22 protein-coding genes and 1 tRNA gene are annotated in these 24,222 nt (G+C 33.1%); 12 read left to right on the forward strand and 11 right to left on the reverse strand.

Annotation, left to right across the window (positions count from 1 at the left end):
* Nucleotides 1-87 precede the first annotated feature (87 nt).
* The 3 genes from OZP08_RS02050 to trmB form a co-directional block, all read right to left on the reverse strand.
* A complete protein-coding gene (locus tag OZP08_RS02050; RefSeq protein WP_268848092.1) occupies nucleotides 88-420 on the reverse strand; it encodes an MGMT family protein in 333 nt (110 codons plus the stop codon).
* Nucleotides 421-425: 5 nt separating this feature from the next.
* A complete protein-coding gene (locus OZP08_RS02055; RefSeq protein ID WP_281322874.1) occupies nucleotides 426-1,061 on the reverse strand; it encodes a LysE family transporter in 636 nt (211 codons plus the stop codon).
* Nucleotides 1,062-1,175: 114 nt separating this feature from the next.
* Nucleotides 1,176-1,850 carry a tRNA (guanosine(46)-N7)-methyltransferase TrmB gene (gene trmB, locus OZP08_RS02060; RefSeq protein WP_268848093.1) on the reverse strand — a complete coding sequence of 225 codons (675 nt, stop codon included), beginning with the start codon at nucleotides 1,848-1,850 and terminating at the stop codon, nucleotides 1,176-1,178.
* A gap of 273 nt (nucleotides 1,851-2,123) precedes the next feature.
* On the opposite strand from trmB, the gene OZP08_RS02065 reads away from it, so the two are divergent.
* Nucleotides 2,124-3,719: a L,D-transpeptidase family protein gene (locus OZP08_RS02065; protein WP_281322875.1), complete on the forward strand. Its 1,596-nt coding sequence runs from the start codon at nucleotides 2,124-2,126 to the stop codon at nucleotides 3,717-3,719.
* Between the two features lie 8 nt (nucleotides 3,720-3,727).
* Here the strand turns inward: OZP08_RS02065 and OZP08_RS02070 are convergent, their stop codons facing one another.
* Entirely contained in the window at nucleotides 3,728-4,237 is a 510-nt protein-coding gene (locus OZP08_RS02070) for a nuclear transport factor 2 family protein (protein WP_281322876.1), read from the reverse strand.
* A 145-nt stretch (nucleotides 4,238-4,382) separates the two neighbouring features.
* Nucleotides 4,383-6,863 (reverse strand): AsmA family protein, encoded by a 2,481-nt coding sequence (locus tag OZP08_RS02075; RefSeq protein ID WP_281322877.1) that lies wholly within the window; start codon nucleotides 6,861-6,863, stop codon nucleotides 4,383-4,385.
* A 321-nt stretch (nucleotides 6,864-7,184) separates the two neighbouring features.
* Here OZP08_RS02075 and OZP08_RS02080 point away from each other — a divergent pair, with 321 nt between their 5' ends.
* Entirely contained in the window at nucleotides 7,185-7,748 is a 564-nt protein-coding gene (locus tag OZP08_RS02080; protein WP_281322878.1) for a porin family protein, read from the forward strand.
* A gap of 248 nt (nucleotides 7,749-7,996) precedes the next feature.
* Nucleotides 7,997-9,574 (forward strand): L,D-transpeptidase family protein, encoded by a 1,578-nt coding sequence (locus tag OZP08_RS02085; RefSeq protein WP_281322879.1) that lies wholly within the window; start codon nucleotides 7,997-7,999, stop codon nucleotides 9,572-9,574.
* Between the two features lie 330 nt (nucleotides 9,575-9,904).
* On the opposite strand, the gene OZP08_RS02090 is transcribed toward OZP08_RS02085, so the two are convergent.
* The 4 genes from OZP08_RS02090 to OZP08_RS02105 all read right to left on the reverse strand — a co-directional run bounded on the left by OZP08_RS02090 (nucleotide 9,905) and on the right by OZP08_RS02105 (nucleotide 13,954).
* Nucleotides 9,905-10,219 carry an HPF/RaiA family ribosome-associated protein gene (locus tag OZP08_RS02090; RefSeq protein WP_268848102.1) on the reverse strand — a complete coding sequence of 105 codons (315 nt, stop codon included), beginning with the start codon at nucleotides 10,217-10,219 and terminating at the stop codon, nucleotides 9,905-9,907.
* A 254-nt stretch (nucleotides 10,220-10,473) separates the two neighbouring features.
* Nucleotides 10,474-11,469, reverse strand: a complete 996-nt coding sequence (locus OZP08_RS02095) for a Gfo/Idh/MocA family protein (protein ID WP_268848103.1) — start codon at nucleotides 11,467-11,469, stop codon at nucleotides 10,474-10,476.
* A 171-nt stretch (nucleotides 11,470-11,640) separates the two neighbouring features.
* Nucleotides 11,641-13,758, reverse strand: coding sequence for a prolyl oligopeptidase family serine peptidase (locus OZP08_RS02100; RefSeq protein ID WP_432419627.1), 2,118 nt, complete (start codon nucleotides 13,756-13,758; stop codon nucleotides 11,641-11,643).
* A gap of 122 nt (nucleotides 13,759-13,880) precedes the next feature.
* A tRNA-Ala gene (locus OZP08_RS02105) sits at nucleotides 13,881-13,954 on the reverse strand.
* Between the two features lie 128 nt (nucleotides 13,955-14,082).
* On the opposite strand from OZP08_RS02105, the gene OZP08_RS02110 reads away from it, so the two are divergent.
* Genes OZP08_RS02110 through OZP08_RS02125 form a run of 4 tightly spaced genes read left to right on the forward strand, consistent with a single transcriptional unit; the run spans nucleotide 14,083 to nucleotide 18,259 of the window.
* Complete coding sequence (locus tag OZP08_RS02110; RefSeq protein WP_281322880.1) at nucleotides 14,083-14,841, forward strand: enoyl-CoA hydratase/isomerase family protein; 759 nt, start codon at nucleotides 14,083-14,085, stop codon at nucleotides 14,839-14,841.
* A 2-nt stretch (nucleotides 14,842-14,843) separates the two neighbouring features.
* A complete protein-coding gene (locus tag OZP08_RS02115; protein ID WP_268848104.1) occupies nucleotides 14,844-15,014 on the forward strand; it encodes a hypothetical protein in 171 nt (56 codons plus the stop codon).
* A 19-nt stretch (nucleotides 15,015-15,033) separates the two neighbouring features.
* The gene (locus tag OZP08_RS02120; protein WP_281322881.1) at nucleotides 15,034-16,038 is read left to right on the forward strand and encodes a hypothetical protein; all 1,005 of its coding nucleotides are present in this window, start codon (nucleotides 15,034-15,036) and stop codon (nucleotides 16,036-16,038) included.
* A complete protein-coding gene (locus OZP08_RS02125) occupies nucleotides 15,998-18,259 on the forward strand; it encodes a hypothetical protein (protein ID WP_281322882.1) in 2,262 nt (753 codons plus the stop codon). The genes OZP08_RS02120 and OZP08_RS02125 overlap by 41 nt, the downstream gene beginning before the upstream one ends.
* A gap of 158 nt (nucleotides 18,260-18,417) precedes the next feature.
* Here OZP08_RS02125 and OZP08_RS02130 read toward each other — a convergent pair whose 3' ends face one another.
* The gene (locus OZP08_RS02130) at nucleotides 18,418-19,101 is read right to left on the reverse strand and encodes a ComF family protein (RefSeq protein ID WP_268849420.1); all 684 of its coding nucleotides are present in this window, start codon (nucleotides 19,099-19,101) and stop codon (nucleotides 18,418-18,420) included.
* A 95-nt stretch (nucleotides 19,102-19,196) separates the two neighbouring features.
* Here OZP08_RS02130 and OZP08_RS02135 point away from each other — a divergent pair, with 95 nt between their 5' ends.
* The 4 genes from OZP08_RS02135 to OZP08_RS02150 all read left to right on the forward strand — a co-directional run bounded on the left by OZP08_RS02135 (nucleotide 19,197) and on the right by OZP08_RS02150 (nucleotide 22,975).
* Nucleotides 19,197-20,738, forward strand: coding sequence for a glycine--tRNA ligase (locus OZP08_RS02135; protein ID WP_281322883.1), 1,542 nt, complete (start codon nucleotides 19,197-19,199; stop codon nucleotides 20,736-20,738).
* 400 nt (nucleotides 20,739-21,138) lie between these two features.
* Nucleotides 21,139-21,951 (forward strand): LytR/AlgR family response regulator transcription factor, encoded by an 813-nt coding sequence (locus tag OZP08_RS02140; protein ID WP_281322884.1) that lies wholly within the window; start codon nucleotides 21,139-21,141, stop codon nucleotides 21,949-21,951.
* 173 nt (nucleotides 21,952-22,124) lie between these two features.
* Nucleotides 22,125-22,388, forward strand: coding sequence for a hypothetical protein (locus OZP08_RS02145; RefSeq protein ID WP_268848111.1), 264 nt, complete (start codon nucleotides 22,125-22,127; stop codon nucleotides 22,386-22,388).
* Nucleotides 22,389-22,489: 101 nt separating this feature from the next.
* Nucleotides 22,490-22,975, forward strand: a complete 486-nt coding sequence (locus OZP08_RS02150) for a hypothetical protein (protein WP_281322885.1) — start codon at nucleotides 22,490-22,492, stop codon at nucleotides 22,973-22,975.
* 90 nt (nucleotides 22,976-23,065) lie between these two features.
* Here OZP08_RS02150 and OZP08_RS02155 read toward each other — a convergent pair whose 3' ends face one another.
* Nucleotides 23,066-23,941: a S24 family peptidase gene (locus tag OZP08_RS02155; RefSeq protein ID WP_268848113.1), complete on the reverse strand. Its 876-nt coding sequence runs from the start codon at nucleotides 23,939-23,941 to the stop codon at nucleotides 23,066-23,068.
* A gap of 93 nt (nucleotides 23,942-24,034) precedes the next feature.
* On the opposite strand from OZP08_RS02155, the gene OZP08_RS02160 reads away from it, so the two are divergent.
* On the forward strand, nucleotides 24,035-24,214 hold the full coding sequence (locus OZP08_RS02160) for a hypothetical protein (RefSeq protein WP_268848579.1): 180 nt from the start codon (nucleotides 24,035-24,037) through the stop codon (nucleotides 24,212-24,214).
* Nucleotides 24,215-24,222 lie beyond the last annotated feature (8 nt).

Here is a 24,222-nt window from a genome sequence, read left to right on the forward strand (position 1 = left end):
GAGGTCTACAATAAAAGCTATAGTGGTAAATGTATTTTTGAAGAGTATACTTTTTAGTTAAAAAAGAAAAAACAGGCATCATAGAAATTAATCAATCATCTTGGGTTCCCAAAAAACAGATTCAAAATTCATAATTTGATTATCAACTACAACAATTCCCTCACTTTCCAGTAATTGCTGCATGAGATTAGTTCCATCAAAATGGTGTTTACCAGTAAGCATCCCTTTTCTATTCACTACCCTATGAGCCGGAACATCCTCAAGATTGTGGGCTGCATTCATTGCCCATCCTACCATCCTAGCAGAACGTGCAGATCCTAAAACCTTAGCAATGGCTCCATAGGAAGTAACCTTTCCGTACGGAATACATCTTGCAACTGCATAAACCCTTTCGAAAAAATTATCGCTTGTGGTCTCCATGATATTTATCCAAAATACACTTTAGCAAGTTTGAACAGTGTAAATAAAGAAACTAAACCGGTAATAGTTCCTATTATGTAATTCCCATTATTCATCAAAAAAGAGGATTTGGACTCCCTTTTTTTGAAAAACAAAATATAAAGATAGAAAACCAAAAATGATCCAATAACTACGCCCGAAACAAAAGAAAAAATAAATCCTTTATTGAAAAAGAAATACCCATATGATGACAAAGTAATACTTATAAAAACATAATATGGGATAGGAAATAAGTTTAAAGCAGACAGTAACATCCCAAGAAAAAAACGGTTTGTTTTACTGTGCGTTTTTGTTTCAGATTTAGAAATTTTAGGTCTTTTTGCTTTCCAAAAAAAATAAATAGTCAATGCTATAAATATAAAAAGCCCAAATTCCTGAAGCTTATTTATAATATCAGGTCTGCTATCAATAAAATTGGCAAATAACAGAGCCAAAAAAGTTTGAAAAAAAACTATTATCGTAGCACCAATGACAAAAGAAATAGCTTCATTTCTGCCATCTTTCAAACTTACTTTTGCAGCAGTCATATTGATAAGACCTGGCGGTGTTATACCAACCGCAGCAGCAACAAATCCAAAAAAAAAGGGTAATACTATAGCCATCTTTTGTTTTTAGTCTCTCCTCAATAAAAATATTAAGAAGCAGTCCCAGTTTTCAGTTTATCCTCAAAAAATAATTTGCATCAGCAAATAAAAAGGAATACTGTAATCTAAATACTATTTTATTTTAAAACGAATATACGTAATTGCTTTATTAATTTCCAAATATTGCTTTTCGTAAAATGTCTGAAAAGCAGTAACTTCTTCTGGACTTCCTTCATTTACATACACATTATGATTTGCGTATAAAACCTCATGTCCTTCTCCATGAAGCAATCCTAATGTATAACCATGCATAAACTCGCTATCGGTCTTAAGATTTACAACACCATCCTTTTTCAATATCTTTTTATACAATTTCAAAAACTCAGAATTGGTCATTCTGTGTTTAGTTCTCTTGTATTTGATTTGCGGATCTGGAAAAGTAATCCAAATTTCATCAACTTCATTTTCAGCAAAAATGTGGTTGATTAATTCAATTTGAGTTCGGATGAACGCTACATTATGCAAACCTGTCTCTACCGCAGTTTTTGCACCACGCCAGAAACGAGCTCCTTTGATATCGATTCCTACAAAGTTTTTATTGGGGTATTTTTCGGCCAATCCAACAGAATACTCACCTTTACCACAACCTAATTCCAAAACCAATGGATTTTCGTTCTTGAAAAAATCTGAATTCCATTTGCCCTTTAGCGGAAATAAATCACCTACTACTTCTTCTCTTGTTGGTTGAAAAACATTATTGAATGTTTCGTTTTCTTTGAACCTTTTTAATTTATTTTTACTTCCCACGATATAATTACAATTTCGGCAAAATTAAGCAATTATATAAGACCGAAAGCTTTGATAAAGAAAAAATGAAGATTTTAATCACTAACCCGTATTTTTAAGAAGAACATCTTTATCTCTATAAAAACATATTCTACCTATTTCCTCAAGTCATTTTTTTGAACCAAAAACTGGTATCGAAAAACATTCAACCAAAGTCATTCTGCAGCAAACTTCGCCTCCTTTTACTTTTAGCTAAGAGCAAATTTGCTTACCTTTATATAAAATAATTATTTGATGAAAAAAAAAGTTTTATTCATAATAATTATAGTATTGACTCTTTCGCTCATTTCTTTCTACCGTGACAGAATAGAAAATCTAACGATTGATGGCACTTCTTTGGCTCAATCGCAACAGAATAAATCTGCATTTAATATTGATAAAACTGCCATTTCTAGTTTTTTCAAACAATATCCTTCTCTAAAAAAATACCAACCAGACGTTACTATTATATACAAAAAAAGAAATTTTAAGTCAATTTGGTATAATCGCACTGGACTTATCGAATTTGCCGATGTATTATATACTAAAGCAAATCTTCTCGATGAAGAAGGATTAAATTCCCGTTTGCCTTATAAAGATAAATTTGACAAGCTTCTTTATGATAAACCGATCAATAAACTTTCCCAAATCAATACCGAAATAATGTTATCTACCGTATACGTTTTTTATGCTCAAAAAGTATTTTACGGTATGGACACTAAAAAAATACAGGAAACAGGCTGGTTTATCCCAAGAAAGAATATTTCTTATGCAAATCTATTGGATTCCCTATTAGTCAATCCAGAATTGCTAAATAGAAATGAAAACCTAGTATTCGATCAATATTACAAACTCCGGGATGTTTTAAAAAAATACCGACAAATAGAAAAAGAAGGTGGTTGGAATTACATAGATTCCATTTCCCAAGCAGAAGAATTGAAACCAAATGACAGCTCCAAAGTCATTGGCCAAATCAGACATTGGCTCACCATTAACGGAAATTTAAAACGGGATTCCAAACTCAATATATATGATGATGAGATGATGGCCGGCGTATTGAATTTTAAAAAAAGAAACGGCTTTAAGGTTAATTATACCATTACATATAGACACATTAGACAAATGAACATTCCTGCCGAAGAACGCATTAAAACCATTATGATAAATATGGAACGCTGTAGATGGATTGATCCAAAATTAGCTAATGCCAACGAATATGTAATTATAAATATTCCATCCTTTAAATTAGTTTATAAAAAAAATGGTAAAAAGGAACTGGAATCGAATGTGTTTTTAGGACAAGTTATTACCGAAACCGCTGTCTTTAGTGCTAATATAAACAGTATTGTGTTTAGTCCCTACTGGAATATTCCCAAAAGCATTATTGAAAGTGAACTAAAAGTACAAATGGATAATGACAAAGATTATCTAACTAAACACAATATAGAATGGAACAACGGAAATGCTCGACAAAAGCCCGGAATAAATAATTCCTTGGGACTGGTTAAATTTATTTTTCCTAATCCCAATGGTATCTATCTTCATGACACTCCAGCTCGAAATCTATTCGATATGGAATACAGAACATTTAGTCATGGCTGCATCAATGTACAAAAGGCCAAAGAATTGGCTATTGTAATTTTAAAAGATAATCCCGACTGGCCTATTGACAAGATCAACAATGCCATGAAAGGAGAAAAGGAAACCACTTGTATGCTCAAACATAAAATCCCAATTCATATTAGCTATTTTACAGCATGGGTTAATGATTCCGGGGAAATCTGTTTTTATAATGATATCTATCTAAGAGATGACCATCTAGTAGAATTACTGTTTTCAGAAGATTCCTAATATCATTCTTATTTCTTCGCCTGAAGGTTTTTTATCACGACATCCTCTATCCCTTCTTTAATTTTCACTACTGCATTTGTATTGTCATTTGGAACCGTCATGGACAAAACATAGTGTTTAATTTTCCATTCCTTACCGATCTTTACAAGCACACCAGAACCTCTACAAATTTTCATCTGTGTATTTAACAGCTCGTCGAACCAAGCCAACTTACCCGATTTATCAAAATAAATATGACGTTCCAATGCTGTAAAATTCCAGGCTCTCCCCCTGTCAAAATAAGGTTTTGCAAAAGCCTTAAAAGCATTCATATCCCAATTTTCTGTTGGATCTGTTCCTATGTAAATCGCATCATCCGTCAACGTTCCAAAATAAGCATTAAAATTCGCTTCAGCTGCAGCTTTGTGCCATGCATCGAGAGTTTTATTAATCTCTTGTTTTTCATCCAATTCATTATAACGCAAAGAGTCAAAACTAACTAATGCCAATACCGCTAAGCTTAAAAAAAGTGTTTTCATATGTTGATATTTATTATTTTTTATAGGTCATATGTAATTCGCATATCATCATTGGTGTTTGCGACCAATTTACGGTCACGCTCATTTCATATGAAGTTTATATTTATTTTTTTGATTTTATTTCTATTCAAAATGTTAAGTGAATCTATTTACTAGCCGTTGATTTATTTTTATCTGACAGACTTCCCATTTTTATTTTCATTTCACCATCCTTGCCATCTACAACCAACAAATGCAGAACAATTCCTTTGTATCGCAATGCATCTCTTTTGGCCTTATCCTTAATTCCTGCATCATCTTTTGGGTTTCTCAACGGAATCGTCAACCCTAATTTAGTACCTTTTTTAAAGGAATAAATCCCCTCAACATCAAAATTCAGTACATTCGAACTCACTTTGAAATAATCAATATTGACCAAACTACCGCTCATATTCAATCGTCCCGACAAATCATTAAAAACAATATGCCTTACATCCCTATTAGGAAAAGCATATTTCCCAACCTTCATTATGGGTTTAAAATCGGTTAGTGACCCATTTTTAATATCATATTGCAGATTCCCTTTGGCAGAATCATCAACCAAATCACCACTTTGAGTCATTTTTATCGATAAATCAGCCTTTGCTGAAAGATTCCCCTTTATGTTTTGAGGCTGAAAGGATTTAATCCCAAAATTTTTAAAAGAAGTCAAAAATTGAGGGATATCAACTGTTGCAATATTCACATTAGTTTTTACATCAAATAAATTCCCCTGAGGAATTAGCTGAGAAGCAAACGTAATTTTTCCTCCACAGGTTTCAATCATACCCTGTTTGATATAAAAGCGTCTGTTATTGGCCAAAATATTAATTTTGGCATTTCTGGCAGTCAAATTAGAATACACCATCTTTTCCAGATTCAAATTTATCACCACTTGGCATTTTTCAACAAGTGCTATTCTTTTTTTAGTATCTACTTTTTTAACTTCTTTTTGAGACTCTTTCTTATTTTCACTATGGGTTAAAACCCCCATAAATTTTTTCACATCCATAAAAGGACTATTGATATTCAGGACTGCTACCATTTTTTCTGGATCATCATAGTAGAGATTAAGAAAATTATCAATTTTCCCATCAAGAAAAACTATATTCTTATCCCTTTGGTACTTAATATTTCTAATAAATAATGCCTCATCGGTAAAATCAAGAAGAATATTGGTTTGAAAACTAAGGTTCTTAGATCTAAGAAGCATATTGGCCTTTTCTATGTTTACTTTTCCAGTAAAACGAGGTTTTGAAATTCGTAATGCCACAATATCTACATTGAATTTAAAATCTACATTGGCCGTTCCGCCATTAAATTTTATAAAATCATCCCCAAAAATATTGCCTAATTTTTCTACATCAAATTTAGAATGCAAATTCCCTGTTGCTACCGGCTTCTCTAAATTATTAATTGCCGCTGCTGGAATTTCTATTGGTATCCCTTTGTAATTTCCAGTAAAATTTTTGACAATAACTGCCGAGTTGATATCATTATACCCCAAACCATTTTTAAAATTATTGGTATACCTCCCTTCAAAACTACAATCTTTGGTTTCCCCTTCTGAAGATACCAATACATTATCTTTGATTTGAGCATCTACAATTATTTCAGGATCACCTACTGCATTCATATCTCCTTTGATGCTGCATTGTGCGTCTAAGGGTTTGGTTATGTTAAAATGATTTAGAATCTTGAAAATGTGAGGATCCAACAAATGTGCAGCATTCAACCACAGGATATGGGTTTTTATATTAATATCCATCATCGGATGATCCTTGTCTAAACCAAAACTCGCTTTGATGTCAAAATCATCATCTCCTATTCCTAGTTTTTCTGTAAGTACATCTATTTTATTTTTGGTTTTGGAGAATTGAACCGCCAGTTTTCCTTTTACCCTTTTGTCTTTTATGAAACTACCTTTTTTGGTATTAAAAGCCATGCTCTTAGCAAAAACATCCAGATACAAATCCGTATCCCAGCCATCGTCATTATAATTTATTTTACATCTTAAAGAGTTTACTTCAAAATGAAACAATTTATTCCTTTGCAGATTTTGGGAGATAAAAACAACATCCTTAAAATCAACCTCCCCGATTTCAGTTTCTGTTTTACTTTTTGGTTCGTTAGTTTTTGGCTTTGGCTTGAAAATATTAGAATTGGAAACTCCGTTTTGATCCTTAAACAAATCAATTTTGGTATCTATCAATACGACCTTTTCTATATCGACTTTTTTATGTAATAAACTCAATACATTCAAACGCACTTCGATTTCGGCTGCTTTAAGCACACTTCTTTTATGAATAGCATATAAACTATCCCGAAGTTCTACTTTATTCAACACCACCGTGAAATTTGGAAAACCAATTAAGAATTTATACCCTACATCACCAATACTGGCATGACCCGAAATATTATCATTGATTTTCTGATTGATTTCGGTCATTATTGTTGCTTTATTTTGATTAAAATAAATCCTCAACCCAATAAAAAAAATAAGTATTATCCCCAAAAAGCCAATAATAAAAAAACCGATTCTTTTTAAGATTTTTCTAAATCGATTTGTTTTCACTAATGCTTTCCCTTTTTCTATAATTTGATGCATGCCTATTAAATTTTTAGTTCATAAAAAGCACAAAGAGTGAAAAACTATTTTTTCACAGTAGTAATTCCTTAATTATCATAAAGAATAATAAAACACCTGATAACCAAAGTTAATGCAATAAATTTCAATTTTCATTGATTTCTCATGAAAAATCTTAACAATTAATATCAATAAATTCAAAACTCAAATGACCGTTTTGTTTATATCAAAACCCCTTTTTACTACTATTTTATTTTAAATACACAGATGTATATTAAAATTTATAGTACTTTTGGAATTAATAAACCCTACAAATGGGTTGTTAATTTAAAAATAAAAACTATGCGATCATTAAAAATTTTACTATTAAGTGCTTTTATAGTATTAATATCTAATGCTGCTTCAGCGCAAGCATTCGGAGTTAGAGCTGGGGTTAATATATCAACTATAAGTGGTGATTACTACAACTCAACTACCCAAACTGGTTATTATGCAGGTATCTATAAAGAAATTCCTTTAGTAAAAAGTTTACTTTTTATACAACCTGAGATACAATATTCTAGTCAAGGTTTCAGCAACAACATAGGTGATTACAAGATTGACTATATCACTGTACCTGTATTGGCTAAGATATATGCTGTAAAATTATTGAGTTTTGAAACAGGACCTCAATTTGGTTTTAAAATAGGTGATAAATCAGACCCTAACTCTCCACTTATTAATCCTGACTTTGATTATGAAACTTTTGATCCAGCTTGGGCATTTGGAACATCATTAAATTTACCATTCGGATTATCAATCAACGGTCGTTTCATTACTAGTTTTAATAGCGTATTCAAAGAAGGTAATTACAACAGTCAAGGAAAGAATCAAGTTTTCCAAATAGGAGCTGCTTTCCAATTCTAAGAAAGCATTCTACATTACATACTTCTAAAAAAGTTGTCTTAGAGTTCGATCTTTAAGACAACTTTTTTAGTATACAAAGCATTTATTATGATCTCAATACTACGTTTATTTTTGTAATTTTATATTCGTAGCTGAATAAAAACTAATTATAAAATCATTACAATTTCATAATTAAAAAAAGTAATGAGAAATGGCAATACCTATCAAAATAGTCATAGGAGTTCCATAAAACAAATATTACCTTAGATATGAAAAAATTTTTATTATCCCTCATTATAATTAGTTTTGGCTTTTCTTTTTTCATCATTTCCTGTGAACAAAAAAACACTAAGCGTTCTGAACCAAAGGCAGCCAAAATCAATCTAGGCCCCACTTTTGACAGCACCCTTGTTCGTCCTTTTTTTAAAAAATATCCTGAATTACAAGAATACCAAAAAGAAGTAACTCAATTGTACCTTAAGCGGGACTATCAATACATTTGGTATGACAAGAAAGGTATACTTGAAGTAGGGCATTTGCTGTATAATAAAATAAACCATTTAGAAGAGGAAGGGGTTAAAACCACTATTCCTTACAAAAAAAAATTGAATGCTATTTTTCAGAATTCGGCAGCATTTTCAAAGCCGGATGCTACGGATGAATTATTCATGTCTTCTTATTATTTTCTATACGTCCATAAAGTTCTAAAAGGGCTAGACACAAAAAAGACTATCGAACTGGGTTGGTTTTTACCTCGAAAAAAACTATCCTATGTTAATTATCTAGACTCTATAATTGCCAATCCTTCTTTGATTGAAAAGAACGAAAAAGAAGTGTTTGGTCAATATTACAGCTTAAAAGATGTACTTCAAAAATATAAAAAAATAGCAAAAGACAACCCTTGGGATCCTATCGAGACCGACACTAGTTTCGTTGCTTTTAAGCCTGGAGATTCTTCCCAAACTATTGCCCAAATAAGACACCGTTTGTTTATTTTGGGTGATTTGACTAACGATTCTAAAAGTAGCACCTATGACGACTCCCTTATTACCGGAATTTTGAAATACAAAAAGCGTATGGGTAGCCTCAAGAGCAATCATATTACAAAAAAAACTATCGCATCTTTGAACATTCCTATTGTAGACCGTATCAAAACCATTATGGTCAATATGGAACGTTGTCGCTGGATAACTGCAGACATTGCAGCATCTAAAGAGTTAATAGTAGTAAACATCCCTTCGTATGAGCTGACTTATTTTAAAGATGGAAAAACCGTTTTGACATCGAATGTTGTAGTAGGGAAAGACTTGAATAAAACCGCGATTTTTAGCGCCAATATGCGGTATATTGTTTTTAGTCCGTATTGGAATGTACCTCGAAGCATTGTCAAAAAAGAAATCGAGCCAGGCATAGCCGAAAACAAAAATTATCTTGCTCAACATAACATGGAACGAATTAACGGTGCTATAAGACAAAAGCCTGGGCCAAAAAATTCGTTGGGATTAGTGAAATTTTTATTCCCTAACCCCTATTCTATCTATTTGCACGATACGCCTTCTAAAGAATTATTTAACAGAGAAAAAAGAGCTTTTAGCCATGGATGCATTCGTATTGCCAAACCAAAAGAATTGGCAATGGAAATTCTAAAAGACGAGCCAATTTGGACACCCGAAAAAATAGACTCTGCCATGAATAAGGATAAAGAAGTTTGGCACACACTAAAGAACAAAATTCCAGTGTTTATTGGTTATTTTACAGCTTGGGTAGATGCAGATGGTGTGATTCATTTTTATGATGATGTGTACCAAAGAGACGAACAACTAGCCACTTTGTTGTTTGATGAATAACTTCTTATGACTATCCGTGACTATAATTTTCTACACAAATTTGAAGAAAATGGAGACTTTGACAACTGATAGCTAACTTGAATGCATTGTCAGTTGAACGCAGATGATACAGATTAGCTAAAGCTAAAGCGCAGAAAAAAACTGATTTTCAATAATATCAAAAAGAGTTAGATAGAATTAAAAAGATTTCCGCAGATTAGAGAAAAGTGAATTAGATTTATTGAATAAAATCTGCGGAAATCTTTTTAATCTGTGGCAAAAATAAAGAGAGGCTGTCTTTTTGGGACAGCCTCTCTTGTTATATATACTTCGCTAATTTGCATTGTTGTTTTAATATGCTTTCTGTTTTTCGAACGCAGTAGTCAACGTTTTTTTAATTTTATCCAAAGCTCCATTAAATGCTTTTTCGATTGTTTCGGCATGTTCTGTCACCGCTATAGGCTGCATGTTGGCTGGTCTGGCTTCGATAACACAACGTTTATCATTCAATCCGAATTTTGCACTATTCTCGTCTCCAAAATGCACTTCTATACGGGTAACTCTATCATCAAAACGGGATAATACTCTTTGTGTTTCACTTGAAAAATAAGCATCAAGTCTTTCGCTACCTTCTACATTCTTGTCTGTGTTGATTTGTACTTTCATAATAGTATTGATTTTTTGATATATCTCAAATTTAAACATTTTTCCCTAGAGTTCCTCCTTTTTAGTAAAACATTATGAAAGAATATAGCTATTTTTAAGAACTTCCACAGAAGTGATTGAAGACGAAAAGGATACTATTATTTTTGTCTTAAAGCGATTTCTTGTTAGATTATGACAATACAATTTTCTAGATTTTTTTCTATTTCGTGGCTCCAAATATTTATTTACCTCAACATCAAGTCGACGGTTTAATTCTATCCTTTTTGCTCGCGATGTTCGTTTAGAACTTGATCCATGACCCAAGTGGTTCTAGCCGCAGTGGTTCCTGTAGAAGGACAACCTGTCTCTCCCAAAAGCTCCTTTACTACTGTCTCGATAAGGGATTGCTGAATGTGTTCTGGATTTTCGACAATGATGGTTTGTGTCAAGCCTTGTGCATCATATACCAAAATGGGTCCATCGCCAAAGGTCGCGAAGGTAATCTTGCCTTGGTCGCCCACAATCTCTACCGTATCGAGACGGGTGTGACTGCCAAAATTCCACATACCACTACCATGCATCCCATTTTCAAAAAGAAAAGACATAGAAACGGTATCTTCGGCTGGATAAGCTTTTTGTTGTGATGTGGCATGTCCCCGCACCGAGACAATAGACCCAAAGAGATAATCTAACAAATCGAGTGTATGACAAGCCAAATCAACAAAGATTCCACCACCTGAGATTTCAGGTTGAACGGTCCAAGGGAGTTGCTGCGGATTTTGATAACGGGTTTCTAACGAGTGATACAACACACAGTTTACATGACGTGGCGTACCAATGACCTTCTCCTTATGTAGCAGTTCTTCAATTTTTAGAAATCTGGGAAGACGTCTTCGGTAATATGCCACAAAGAGAGGAACTTGGGCTTCTTGACATGTGCTGATCATTTCGTTACATTCTTCAAAAGTCATGGCCATAGGCTTTTCTACATAAACTGGTTTTCCTGCTTTGGCACACATCAAGGTGTATTCTTTGTGAGCAGAAGGCGGAGTGGCTATATAAACGGCGTTTACCTCTGGATCGTTGATGAGTTCTTGTGCATTGGTGTACCATTTGGGAACATTGTGACGACGGGCGTAATCTTCGGCTTTAGCGGGATCGCGTCGCATAACGGCAACCAACTCTGAGTTGGCGATTTTCTGGAACGCTGGTCCACTTTTGACTTCGGTAACGTTACCACATCCTATAATTCCCCATTTGACTGTTTTCATTTTCAGCTTTTTGTTGCATTTATGTCTCAAATATCGGGAACTTTTTTATAAAAAAATTATGCCTTTTGTAATTAAAAATTTAACTACAAAAGACATAAAAGCTTGTTTTCTAAAAAGTATTAAGATTTATTCTTCTTGCAAAGTTACTGAGACGTAAAAAATTAAACTATTTTATTTTGGCAATTCCGTAAAACCCATATTATAGAGTGTAAAAGCTTGAATATCTACATTCTCCTGTATCGTTGCCGCAACCGATTTTCCAGCCCCATGACCTGCATTGATATCGATTCTAATTAAAACAGGATTAACTCCTGTTTGCTTTTCCTGTAACTCAGCAGCATATTTAAAACTATGCGCAGGAACCACTCTATCATCATGATCGCCAGTGGTTACCATTGTTGCTGGATATTGAACGCCTTTCTTTACGTTTTGTACTGGTGAATACGATTTTAGATATTCAAACATTTCTTTACTGTCTGACGAGGTTCCGTAATCAAAAGCCCAACCTGCTCCAGAGGTGAAAGTATGATACCTTAACATATCCATAACTCCTACTGCTGGCAAAGCTACTTTCATTAAATCTGGGCGTTGGGTCATGGTTGCACCTACCAATAATCCTCCATTGGATCCTCCACGAATGGCAAGAAAATCTGAAGAAGTATATTTTTGAGCGATTAGGAATTCTGCAGCTGCAATGAAATCATCAAAGACATTTTGTTTTTGCATTTTGGTTCCTGCATCATGCCATTTTTTACCGTATTCTCCTCCTCCACGAAGGTTAGCAACTGCATAGATTCCTCCGTTTTCCATCCAAACAGCATTCGAAATTCCAAAACTAGGGGTCAAGCTAATATTGAATCCACCATATCCGTAGAGAATTGTTGGGTGCTTTCCGTTAAGTTTCAATCCTTTTTTATGAGTAATAATCATCGGAATCTTTGTTCCGTCTTTAGAAGTATAAAACACTTGGGTAGAAACAAAATTTTCACTTTTGAAGTCTACTTTCGGTTTTTGATATACTGCTGACTTTCCTGATTTTGGCTCAAAAGAATATATCGATCCTGGTGTGATATAATTGGTAAACGAATAATAAAGTGTTTTTTCTTTTTTCTTGGCACCAAAACCTCCTACTGTTCCCAATCCCGGTAATTGTATTTCGCGTATTAATTTCCCAGAATAATCATATTGTTTTACGATAGACACTGCATCTTTCATGTAATTAGCAAAGATGTATCCACCTCCTGTAGATGGAGTCAAAACATACTCGGTTTCAGCAATAACATCTTTCCAGTTTTCTGGTTTTGGATCATTGACATCTACACTCACAATGCGTTTGTTGGGTGCATTTAAATCAGTTACTATAAACAGTTTTTCACCCTCGTTATCAATAATATGATTGTCACTATTAAAGTTGTTTACAATGCAAACAATAGGACTGTTAGGTTTTGTTAAATCCTGAATATATAACTCGCTTCCGTAAGTAGAATTGGCTGCATTAATTACCAGATAATGGTTGTCTTCGGTTACGTTACCATATACATAACGTCTTTTTAGGTCAGCGCCAAAGATAACTTTATCTTCTTTTTGAGAAGTTCCTAACTTATGATAATACAGTTTATGCTGATCCGTTTTGGCAGAAAGCTCGCTTCCTTTTGGCTTATCATAACTGGAATAATAAAACCCTTCATTTCCTTTCCATGATATTCCGCTAAATTTTATGTCTACCAAAGTATCCTCCAAAATTTTAAAATTGTTGACATCCATTAAGATTACTTTTCGCCAATCGCTTCCTCCTTCCGAAATAGCATAAGCCACTTTTGAACCATCTTCAGAAAAATCAACTCCGCCTAAAGAAGTCGTTCCTAATTTTGAAAAGGTATTGGGATCCAGAAAAACTTCTTCCTTTCCTTTGGCATCTTTTCGATACAAAACAGATTGATTTTGCAATCCATTATTTTTATAATAATAAATAGAATTCCCTTCTTTGAATGGTGCACCTATTTTTTCGTAATTCCATAGTTTTTCCAACCTAGCTTTCAAGGCTTCACGAAAGGGAATTTTGGATAAATAATCATAAGCAACCTTGTTCTCTTCTTTTACCCAGGCGGCTGTTTCTGGAGATTTATCATCTTCGAGCCAACGATAAGGATCATCCACTTTGGTGTCAAAATAAACATCAACCGTTTCCCCTTTTGGAGTAGTAGGATAAGTTATTGCGTTTGTTTTTTGTGCTTGAGCCAAGGAAGCAATTGAAGTAGATACAGCCATCAGAAATAGGATTTTTTTCATATAGAAATTAGTTTGCATATCTAACAAAAATAGAAAAAGTTTTTTTAGGAAATAGGAGTTGTGATAATGTGGGAAATAAAAAACCCTAAAGTTCACACAATGAACATTAGGGTTTTATACTGTGGAGAATACCGGATTCGAACCGGTCACCTCTTGCCTGCCAGGCAAGCGCTCTAGCCAAATGAGCTAATCCCCCATAATGATGGAGCAAATATAACATTTAATTGTAGCAATATGCAAATTTCAAAATGACTATTGTTCAAATCCAAAAAAAAATAATTTGCTTCCATTCCTTTTTCTAACTTTACGTCAAAATTTTGCATTATGCTAACACCAGATAAAAACGGAACACTCTTAACAACCATAGAGAATAAAATTGCAACGGTTCAATTTGGACATCCTGCCAGTAACTCTTTTCCAAGAGTATTATTGGATCGATTAACAAATGAACTAACCTTTTTGAGCGACAACCCAGAAATTTCAATTATTGTTTTGAAAAGCGAAGGCAGCGGTGCTTTTTGTGCAGGTGCATCGTTTGATGAATTACTTGCTGTAACAACACTTGAAGAAGGGACTCGCTTTTTTTCTGGATTTGCCAATCTGATCAATGCCATGCGTACTTGCAAAAAATTAATAGTAGGACGCATTCATGGAAAAGCCGTAGGTGGAGGTGTTGGTATTATTGCAGCTTGTGATTATGCTTTGGCCACTACTGAAAGCTCCATCAAATTATCTGAATTAGCAATTGGCATAGGACCATTTGTGATCGAACCTGCTGTAAGTAGAAAAATTGGAAAAATAGCAATGTCCGAAATGACTTTGGCCGCTCACGAATGGAAAGCAGCCTCTTGGGCCAACCAAAAAGGATTATATGCCAAAGTACTGGAATCTCATGAAGAACTAGATCTGGAGATAAACTCTTTCTCCAAAAGATTGGCTAATTACAATCCAGACGCTCTTGCCGAAATGAAAAAAGTAATCTGGGAAGGCACAACTCATTGGGATAAATTACTAAAGGAAAGAGCTGCCATTTCCGGAAAACTTGTACTTTCTGATTTTACCAAAAACGCTTTAATCAAATAACAATGAAACCTTATTTTTTGTTACTTCAAAATGCAAATATTGAAGAAAAAATTAAAAATGCGCCCGATGATGGCTATCAAATTGGAGTACTAATTGGTTCATACCTCCCTTTTATTTTGCTAGTTGTACTTGCCTATTGGGCATACAATCGTGCCAAAAAAAGAAAAGAGTAACCCATAAAATAATCTCTCTTTGAAAAAATTATTCCTTTTTGGTTTTATCATCTGCCTCTTTTTTTCTTGTCAACAAAAAGAGAAACCTACTATTTCTTTTTATTACTGGAAAACCATATTTAGGCTTACACCAAAAGAAAAAAATACCTTGAACACAAACCAAGTCAAGAGACTTTATATTCGGTATTTCGATATTGACTTAAGCCCAGAAAAACAAAAAGCTTACCCTAAAAGTCCCATTCGTTTTGAAGAGGCAATCACAAATTTTGAAGTCATCCCTGTCGTATACATCAAAAACAAGGTCATGCTCAATCCGAAGTTAAACGTGCTGGATTTAGCAAAAAAAATAAATAATTTCATTTATCAAATCAATACAAAAAACAATATCAATATTCAAGAAATCCAAATTGATTGTGACTGGACTCTTTCAAGCAAAGACAATTATTTAAAATTCATTGAAGCTTTTAAAAAAGTATCGAATAAAAAACTCTCAGCTACTATCCGCCTACATCAAATAAAATATTTCAAAAAAACGAAAATTCCCAATGTAGATCATGGTGTATTGATGTATTATAATATGGGCAAAATAGCTCCTGATTCTTTAAACTCAATCTACGATCGTAACATTGCCAAACGCTATTTGTCGAGTCTAAAAAACTATCCTTTACCCATAAACATCGCATTACCAATTTATTCATGGGGCATACATATAAGGGACGGAAAAATAATTGGTCTTCGTAACAAAATAGACATAAATAATCTAAAAAATAACAGTAGTTTTGTTCTTACAAAAGAAAACTGGTTTAAAGTTACTCGTTCTAATTTCAGAGATGGCACGTATTACAAAGAAAATGATCTCTTGAAAATAGAAACAATTACTTCAACCAATTTGCTAGAAATGGCAACCGATCTTGAAGAAAATACAGTACAAAATCCTAAAGAAATTATCTTTTACGATTTAGACGAATTCAATATTAAAAATTATGATACAGCCCTTTTTGAAAAAATTATTGATTGCTTTTAGCGGTCTTACCCTTTTAGTTTACGGAACCATTTATGCTTGTGCAGATGGAGATTGGGGTTGGTCATTTGATTCCAATTTTACTCCTGAAACTTTTGTGGATAAATCATACTCCCCACTTTTTTTATCAAACGATATTTTTTACGGAATTGGTTTTGACACTGAACATCTAACAAGATTCAACAATGAAAATGTATCAGATTGGTCGACTTATCTTGAAGGCAAAATCAATGAGAAAGATTTAACTTTTTTCCTGACGGACTCCAGCAGCGCTGACGTAGCCGACATAATCCTGTATTACAAAAATGGGAAAAAAAATAAATTTTCTGAAAAGTGGAATAAAAAATTCCAGATAAATGACAGTAAAACAAAAGACTTTCTGTTGTTTTTGAATGATGCCCAAACTGTTGAAATCTACTCGACTCAACAATATGATTCTTGGAATTATGACGAAACCGTTCAACCCCAAAAATTAACGAATTTAAATTGGATTAAATCCATTGAAAAAAAATACAATGAAGCCAAAGATCCTTTCTTAAAAAATAGATATTGGTTTTTGGTTATGAAAGCAAATTTCTATAGTGATCGACAAACAAACGCGGTAAGTTTTTTTTACCAAACGGAAAAAACAATGCCCAAAAACACATTGTATTATAGAGCACTGGCTTATGTGGCTGGCGCAGAATACAAACAAAAGAATTATGCCAAATCCAATTTTATCTACAGTCAAGTATTTGACAAATGCCCTACTTTGAGGATCGTCTCAGCTTATTGTTTTCACCCCCAAGACCAAAAGGACTGGAAACAATCATTAGCTATGGCTAAAACCGACGACGAAAAAGCAGCTCTTTGGGCTGTTCAGGGTTATTATAATGATGAAGAAAAAGCCATTGCCGAAATCTATAAAATACAACCTAAAAATCAACATTTGGATTTTTTATTGACCCGATTAGTTAATAATCAAGAAAATAAAATAGATCAATCCTTCAAAGACAAAACCGTTCTTCAAAACAAAAAAAGAACTAAAGACAGTATTCATAAGTCGGCTATTGATTTGGTTACCAAAATTGCACAATCAGATAAAACGTCAAAACCTTATTTATGGAATGTAGCTGCCGGTTATCTAGAAACACTAAACGGAAATTTCAAGCAAGCTGACAAAAATTTTGACAAGGCCGAAAACAAAATGCCTAAAACGCCTTTGGCCATTGGTCAAGTTCGTTTGCTTAGATTCGTAAATAACCTTAGTAAAATTGACCAACTCAACCCGGAAAACGAAAAGACCATACTTGCTGATTTATCTTGGTTGTATTCTGAATTACCTAAAAACCCTATTGAGAATTTCCGTTACGAGAATGCCTCACAATGGAGTAAAAACTATTTGGCAGCACTTTATCGTTCTCAAAAAAATACCGTGATGAGCGAAATTTTCAATCATGAATCTAGTTTTTATGACAATGAAAAACAGCTCCTTGCCATGAAGACTTTCCTATCTAAAGAGAATAAAACCGAAATAGAAAAAATTGGTATGTCTATTTATGAAATAAAACTAGCCGACATTAATTACTTTCAAGGAGTTAAAGCCACGTTTGAAAATAAAATTCCAGAAGCCATTGCGTTTATGAAACAATCAGATAAGCTTCAAAACACTCTTTTTTATGGAAATCCGTTTCTAGGCAACATCCAAGATTGCCACGACTGTGATCACCAAGCATCACAAAAGAAGAAATACACCATTATTGATTTTCTAACCATCATCAATAAAATGCAAGATAATGTGACCAAACAAGCAGATGTTTATAACAACAATCTTTTGATTGCAAATGCTTTTTACAACATTACTCATTTTGGCAATGCCCGACTGTTCTATGAAGGAAATATAGCTGGATTTGGTTCTACACCAGATTTTTTCAGAGATCCTATCCGAAATATGATTACCAATTGTTCATTGGCAAAAGCCTATTACGAAAAAGCATTTTTGGCAACCAAAAACAACGAACAAAAAGCTAAAACCCAGTACATGATTGCTAAATGTGAACGCAACGACTATTACAACAAAAAATACTATTCGCTAAATTTATCAACTTGGGACATTCAGGATGATAAAACCAATTTTATTGCTTGGCAAGGTTTCAAAAATCTAAAAGCTAATTATTCGAAAACGAAATACTATAAAGAAATCATCAATGAATGCGGGTATTTCAAAACCTATGCACGAAAATAGTTTTCAATTTCATTTACTTTATCAGTACGCTAAACTTAGTTTGGGCGTGCCACAATAAAAAAAGGGACCAACTCATCATACTGGTGAATCGGTCCCTTTCTTTATTCTGTCGGGCTATCCGCGCTACTTCGGTAGCTAGCTTCTATCCCTCACGCGCATCACGAATGTGCCATAGCCATACAAACGATACTAATCTTTGCTCCAGGGATTTTAAGTAATGCTCTCGAACATGCCTCCAGAGTCGCTCCAGTAGTTAGTACATCATCTATCAAGAGATAATGCTTATTGGCGTCTTTTTCGGTAAAAGCAACGTCAAAAACAGTCTCAATTCCTTCAGATCTTCCCAAAAGATCTTTCTTTGATTGGGTTTTAGAATATCTTTTTCGGTAAAGAATTGTATCATTCAATGGAATATTAAAATTTTCGGATAACGCCATACCAAAATTGGTAACTTGATTATAACCTCTCTCTTTCAATCTTTTTTTATGCAAAGGCACCGGAATAATCACATCTGCATTTTTGGCTATCTCACTGTTCATTAAATCAGCAGCATACCATTCGCCTAAAACAGTCCCTATCTCTTCATGCCCTTTGTACTTCAAATTATGAATCAATTCCTGAACGATTCCCTTTTTATGGAAATACAATAAAGCCGAAGCATATTCGACAGGAATCTGTCCATAAAATTTCTTGAAAGCTTCATTTTCAAGACTCAAATGATGGTTCGTTAAAGGTAATTCATGACGGCAAAAAGTACAAATTACATATTCATTCGCGCCTATAAATGATTTACAACCAGCACAAACCTTTGGGAAAAATAAATTAATCAAGGAATTAAACATAAAAAATAGATTTATCCATAAAAATAAGAAAACCATGACTTCAAATTTCATTTTTTTTCTTTTTTTAATTTCTCTTTTTATATTTTTGCAATACTATGGCAAAACAAGAAGATTTATTTAAGAATGTAATTTCGCATGCAAAAGAGTACGGATTTATCTTTCCGTCAAGCGAAATATACGATGGTTTAAGTGCAGTCTATGATTATGCACAAAACGGAGTAGAATTAAAAAAGAATATACGCGAATATTGGTGGAAATCGATGGTTCAAATGAACGAGAACATCGTAGGTCTAGACGCGGCTATATTGATGCATCCAACCACTTGGAAAGCATCAGGTCACGTAGATGCCTTCAATGATCCATTGATAGACAACAAAGATTCGAAAAAAAGATATAGAGCCGATGTCCTTATTGAAGATTATGCTGAAAAGTTAAATCAAAAAGCAATCAAGGAAATCGAAAAAGCCAAAACTCGTTTTGGCGATGCTTTTAACGAACAAGAGTTTGTAACCACCAACGCAAGAGTGATGGAATACAAAGCCAGAGAAAGAGAAATTCTGGAAAGAATGGGACGTTCTTTGGGTAACAATGATTTGGATGATGTAAAAGCATTGATTGAAGAATTGGAAATTGCCTGCCCTGAATCAGGTTCCAGAAACTGGACAGATGTAAAACAATTCAACTTAATGTTTGGCACCAAATTAGGAGCTTCTGCTGAAAATGCAATGGATTTGTATTTGCGTCCAGAAACTGCACAAGGTATTTTTGTTAACTTCCTAAACGTACAAAAATCAGGAAGAATGAAAGTTCCTTTTGGAATTGCACAAACTGGAAAAGCTTTTAGAAATGAAATCGTAGCAAGACAATTCATCTTCCGTATGCGTGAATTTGAACAAATGGAAATGCAATTTTTTGTGCGTCCAGGCGAAGAAATGCAATGGTACGAACACTGGAAAGCAACTCGTTTAAACTGGCATTTATCTCTAGGATTAGGAAAAGAAAATTACCGTTTTCACGATCATGAAAAATTGGCTCATTATGCCAATGCTGCGGCCGATATTGAATTTAATTTCCCTTTTGGTTTCAAAGAATTGGAAGGAATTCACTCTAGAACTGATTTTGACTTAAAAGCACACGAACAATATTCAGGTAGAAAACTACAATATTTTGATACCGAACTAAATCAAAACTACGTTCCTTATGTGGTAGAAACCTCTGTGGGATTAGATAGAATGTTCTTGGCTGTTTTCGCTACTTCGCTAAAAGAAGAAACACTAGAAGATGGCTCTACAAGAACAGTACTGAAATTACCAGCAGTTTTAGCCCCAACAAAAGCGGCCGTTTTACCATTAGTTAAAAAAGACGGATTACCAGAAATTTCTAAAAAAATCATTGATGATTTGAAATGGGATTTCAACGTTGCTTATGATGAAAAAGACGCTGTAGGTCGTCGCTACAGAAGACAAGATGCATTGGGAACTCCTTTCTGTATCACAGTAGATCATCAAACTATCGAAGACCAAACGGTAACTATTCGTCATAGAGATACAATGAAACAAGATCGTGTATCCATTGCCGACTTGAAATCTATTATTGAAAACGAAGTTTCTATGAAAAACTGGTTAATGAAAATGTAATTACCGATTCTATTTAATATAAAAAGTGCTTCCAATTTATTGAGAAGCACTTTTTTTTACCCATAAATAAACAAACTATCTACAGCTTTTTTAATTTATCTTTTACTCAAAAGAATATAGTTTGTTTGACACTTTTCATCGACAAACAAATGCATTTTATCGTATTTATATGTATTTCGTCACAATGTATTAACATTCAATTTATAGATATTAACAAATAAGCATAAAAAAAATTGATTTGCGTAATTTTATTATATTTAAACAATATCAATTCCATTTTAGAGTCACAATTAGCTAGTTTTTTTCATTAGTCCCAATGAATTATTATAATTAGCTAAAGCAAAAGTCTACCAAAAGAACTACAGTTCGTTACGCAATTAACCAAATAGGAAAACTATTAATGAATTATTCGTACATTATAATTGACGATGATCCAGAAAGTGTTTTGAAAACGAAAGCCATTACTGCTAATTTTTCAGAACTTCACTTTATTGCAGAAGCATATAATTATGCCGACGCTCTAAATCTAATTATAGAGCATAGCCCCAAACTAATTTTTATCGAAATAGATCCAGTACACAAAAAAAGCAAGCTTTCCCTGAATCTAATTGATACATTGTATAGATACCTAACAGTTATCCCAAAAATTATTATAACCACATCAAAAAAAGATTTAGCCTATGAAGCTATACAATATGAAGTAACTGATTATTTAATAAAACCTCTAAAGAAAATCGATTTTAAAAAATTAATCTTAAAATTGAAAAAAATACATTGGGATGATGAGATTTTTATAATTCAATCCCCACACCATGAAGAAAACTCTATATCAACCCTATCTATTGAAACTTCACACAAGAAAAAAAATCATATACTATGCATCAAATCGTATGGGGACCATAGATATATTGATTCGAAAGACATTTGCTATTTACAAGCCGATAATAATTCAACAGATATTCATTTGAATAACGGAGAAGTCGTCACCGCTTTTAAAACTTTAAAACATTTTGAAGCTGTACTGTCAACCCCCTTTGTTAGAATTCACAATAGCTTTATTATCAATCGCAACTACATAGCTAGAATTCATACCGGAAACTCAGTTTGCTATATTAAAAATACCACCATAAAGCTTCCGTTTTCTAAATCTTACAAGAAAAATATAGACTTCATTATAAGTGATTTTTCCAACGAAAATTACATAGAAGTATAAAAACAAACCATTCACCATGATTTAATATCCATCCACTAACAGACGAAGGTGAACCACCACAAAGGCCTTGTAATGTAAGAAAAGTTGAGTTTTGAGATGTAATTTTACAATGGAAATCCTGCAAAAAGGGATTGAAAAAAGTAAAAAATTTATAACCATAAAAAACTCAAATCATGAAAAAATCTACAGTAACAATCGGACTAATTGCAGTAGTAATGGCATTAACTTCATTTACTACAACTGAAACAACAGCATCAACAATTGCTAGCAACACCACAATCACTCCTATTGATGGTAGTGGAGGGCAAGATTCTGGTGGACATAGAAAAGCAGATTATACAGGAAACGAATCATTAGCTTCATTAAACAGCCAAATACTAGTAGATATAGATGGTAGTGGAGGTCAAGATTCTGGAGGACATAGAAAAGCAGATTAATTATTCTAAAAAATAAATCAATATAAAGGCTGTCAATTATAATGACAGCCTTTTTTATTAACAAAAAAATTAGTATTTTTGATTGAACCCAAATCTATCTTTTGAAAAATAATTATTTCATATTATCCTTTTTTTTCATTCTTCTTATTGCTTGCACCAATAAAAATAAATCAAAAGATAATGTCATTTCATCTAAAGACAGTCTTTCATCTTATTTATCGCTAGCTAATGACATTCGTTTACCACTTAAGTCTAAACAGCAATACAATCAGAAAGCATTTGAAATTATTATAGCTCAAAAAGATGACTCCATAAACAAAGTCAACTTATTTAAAATTGCCAATCGTTATTATAACATGAATGATTGGAAAGGTTATTTTGACACTTCTAAACTCATTCTAGAACGATCAAAAAACAGTAATGATACCGCTAACATTGCTAAATCCTATACTTATTTGGGAGACTATTATACTGCAAAATCCATATCAGATAGTGCCTTTTTGTGCTATTTTAAAGCTGAAAAATTATATGTTAAAATTGGCAACAATTACAATCTTATTAGGGGCAATACCAAACATACACTATAAACTAAGACATTAATACTAAAAAAGGTTTAAAAAGGTTTAATTCTTCTTTAATAAAAAAGGTCGAAAATTAAAGTTAGTCAAATGAATGGTTTAATTTTTGCTTTTTAAAAGTGATTTTATATGGTCGATTTCAGCTTCTAAGTCCCCTACACGGTCATATAATACGGTTGGGTCAGGTAATTCAAAAGAAAGGTGCATTTTTACAGCCCAGACTTCTTTTATATGATATGTCTCTAGAGATATATTAGGATACTCCTTTCTATTATCTGATTTCAAATATAAATTGTCATATTTTTTCAAACGGTTTAAAACACGCTTAACAAGAATACCATCATTACTGACAATCACATATATACGATTGTCTTTTATGTCTTTAATCCAATTCTCTACCCATTCACCAACTACATAAGACCCATCGTTTAAAGTTGGATACATAGAATGACCTGATACTTGAAACATTCTAAAAGTACCATTCTGAATATTTGGCAAACTAAAGGTTGGTAATGTCTGTACAAAGTGTGGATCTCCATAACCTAATAAATACCCAGCTGCAGCTTTAGTAGGTACCAGTACTACATTATCCTTCCCGCTTTCACTTACAGTAACAATCTTTGGCATTTTGCTAGACAAAACAGATTTGTCCTCATTTACTAAAAGTGATACATTTTCTTTATTTTTCGTTTCTTCCGAAAATGTGACAGTTTTTGTGACATTTTCAAAGTGTGACATATCCTGCACATTTGGTTTTAACATCTCACCCTCTCCTAAAACAAACCAAATAGGATTTAAGTCTATATAAGAATGTAGAATTTTTTCTATAGTATCTGAGTTCAAACCAGCTGAATTCTTAATGGCTTTACCAATTAATCCTACAGATAAGCCTGCGTCAACGGTAATATTGTTAGGATTCAATCCTTTGTATTCCATGTATTTACATAACCTATGTGTAATTTTTTCTATACTCATATTGAAATAAGTCTATGTTTTTATTAATTAGTATTGAAAAATATCTATATTTGTATCACTCTAACGATACAAATGTATAATAAATTTTAAGATATGAGCATATTAATTGAACAAGCGAGAAAATTTAAAACTTGGGAACTGCTTCATAGTATGACAGGTAAGAGTAAAGTTTATTGCAAAAAAGTAGTGACAAACGAAAGAAAACAAGAATCAGTTGCTGCCAAACTAATCATGGAAAAGTTTGCAGAATTAGAAAAAATGTTAATCAACTAATTCGTACG

Source organism: Flavobacterium aestivum (assembly GCF_026870175.2).
Taxonomy (GTDB): Bacteria; Bacteroidota; Bacteroidia; order Flavobacteriales; family Flavobacteriaceae; genus Flavobacterium; species Flavobacterium aestivum.

Bases quoted from the DNA above. Each gene is read 5' to 3' on its own strand.
- OZP08_RS02050 (WP_268848092.1), bottom strand. From the start codon at position 420: ATGGAGACCACAAGCGATAATTTTTTCGAAAGGGTTTATGCAGTTGCA.
- OZP08_RS02055 (WP_281322874.1), bottom strand. From the start codon at position 1,061: ATGGCTATAGTATTACCCTTTTTTTTTGGATTTGTTGCTGCTGCGGTT.
- OZP08_RS02065 (WP_281322875.1), top strand. From the start codon at position 2,124: ATGAAAAAAAAAGTTTTATTCATAATAATTATAGTATTGACTCTTTCG.
- OZP08_RS02070 (WP_281322876.1), bottom strand. From the start codon at position 4,237: ATGAAAACACTTTTTTTAAGCTTAGCGGTATTGGCATTAGTTAGTTTT.
- OZP08_RS02075 (WP_281322877.1), bottom strand. From the start codon at position 6,863: ATGCATCAAATTATAGAAAAAGGGAAAGCATTAGTGAAAACAAATCGA.
- OZP08_RS02080 (WP_281322878.1), top strand. From the start codon at position 7,185: ATGCGATCATTAAAAATTTTACTATTAAGTGCTTTTATAGTATTAATA.
- OZP08_RS02085 (WP_281322879.1), top strand. From the start codon at position 7,997: ATGAAAAAATTTTTATTATCCCTCATTATAATTAGTTTTGGCTTTTCT.
- OZP08_RS02090 (WP_268848102.1), bottom strand. From the start codon at position 10,219: ATGAAAGTACAAATCAACACAGACAAGAATGTAGAAGGTAGCGAAAGA.
- OZP08_RS02095 (WP_268848103.1), bottom strand. From the start codon at position 11,469: ATGAAAACAGTCAAATGGGGAATTATAGGATGTGGTAACGTTACCGAA.
- OZP08_RS02100 (WP_432419627.1), bottom strand. From the start codon at position 13,758: ATGAAAAAAATCCTATTTCTGATGGCTGTATCTACTTCAATTGCTTCC.
- OZP08_RS02110 (WP_281322880.1), top strand. From the start codon at position 14,083: ATGCTAACACCAGATAAAAACGGAACACTCTTAACAACCATAGAGAAT.
- OZP08_RS02115 (WP_268848104.1), top strand. From the start codon at position 14,844: ATGAAACCTTATTTTTTGTTACTTCAAAATGCAAATATTGAAGAAAAA.
- OZP08_RS02125 (WP_281322882.1), top strand. From the start codon at position 15,998: ATGATACAGCCCTTTTTGAAAAAATTATTGATTGCTTTTAGCGGTCTT.
- OZP08_RS02130 (WP_268849420.1), bottom strand. From the start codon at position 19,101: ATGTTTAATTCCTTGATTAATTTATTTTTCCCAAAGGTTTGTGCTGGT.
- OZP08_RS02135 (WP_281322883.1), top strand. From the start codon at position 19,197: ATGGCAAAACAAGAAGATTTATTTAAGAATGTAATTTCGCATGCAAAA.
- OZP08_RS02140 (WP_281322884.1), top strand. From the start codon at position 21,139: ATGAATTATTCGTACATTATAATTGACGATGATCCAGAAAGTGTTTTG.
- OZP08_RS02145 (WP_268848111.1), top strand. From the start codon at position 22,125: ATGAAAAAATCTACAGTAACAATCGGACTAATTGCAGTAGTAATGGCA.
- OZP08_RS02155 (WP_268848113.1), bottom strand. From the start codon at position 23,941: ATGAGTATAGAAAAAATTACACATAGGTTATGTAAATACATGGAATAC.
- OZP08_RS02160 (WP_268848579.1), top strand. From the start codon at position 24,035: ATGAGCATATTAATTGAACAAGCGAGAAAATTTAAAACTTGGGAACTG.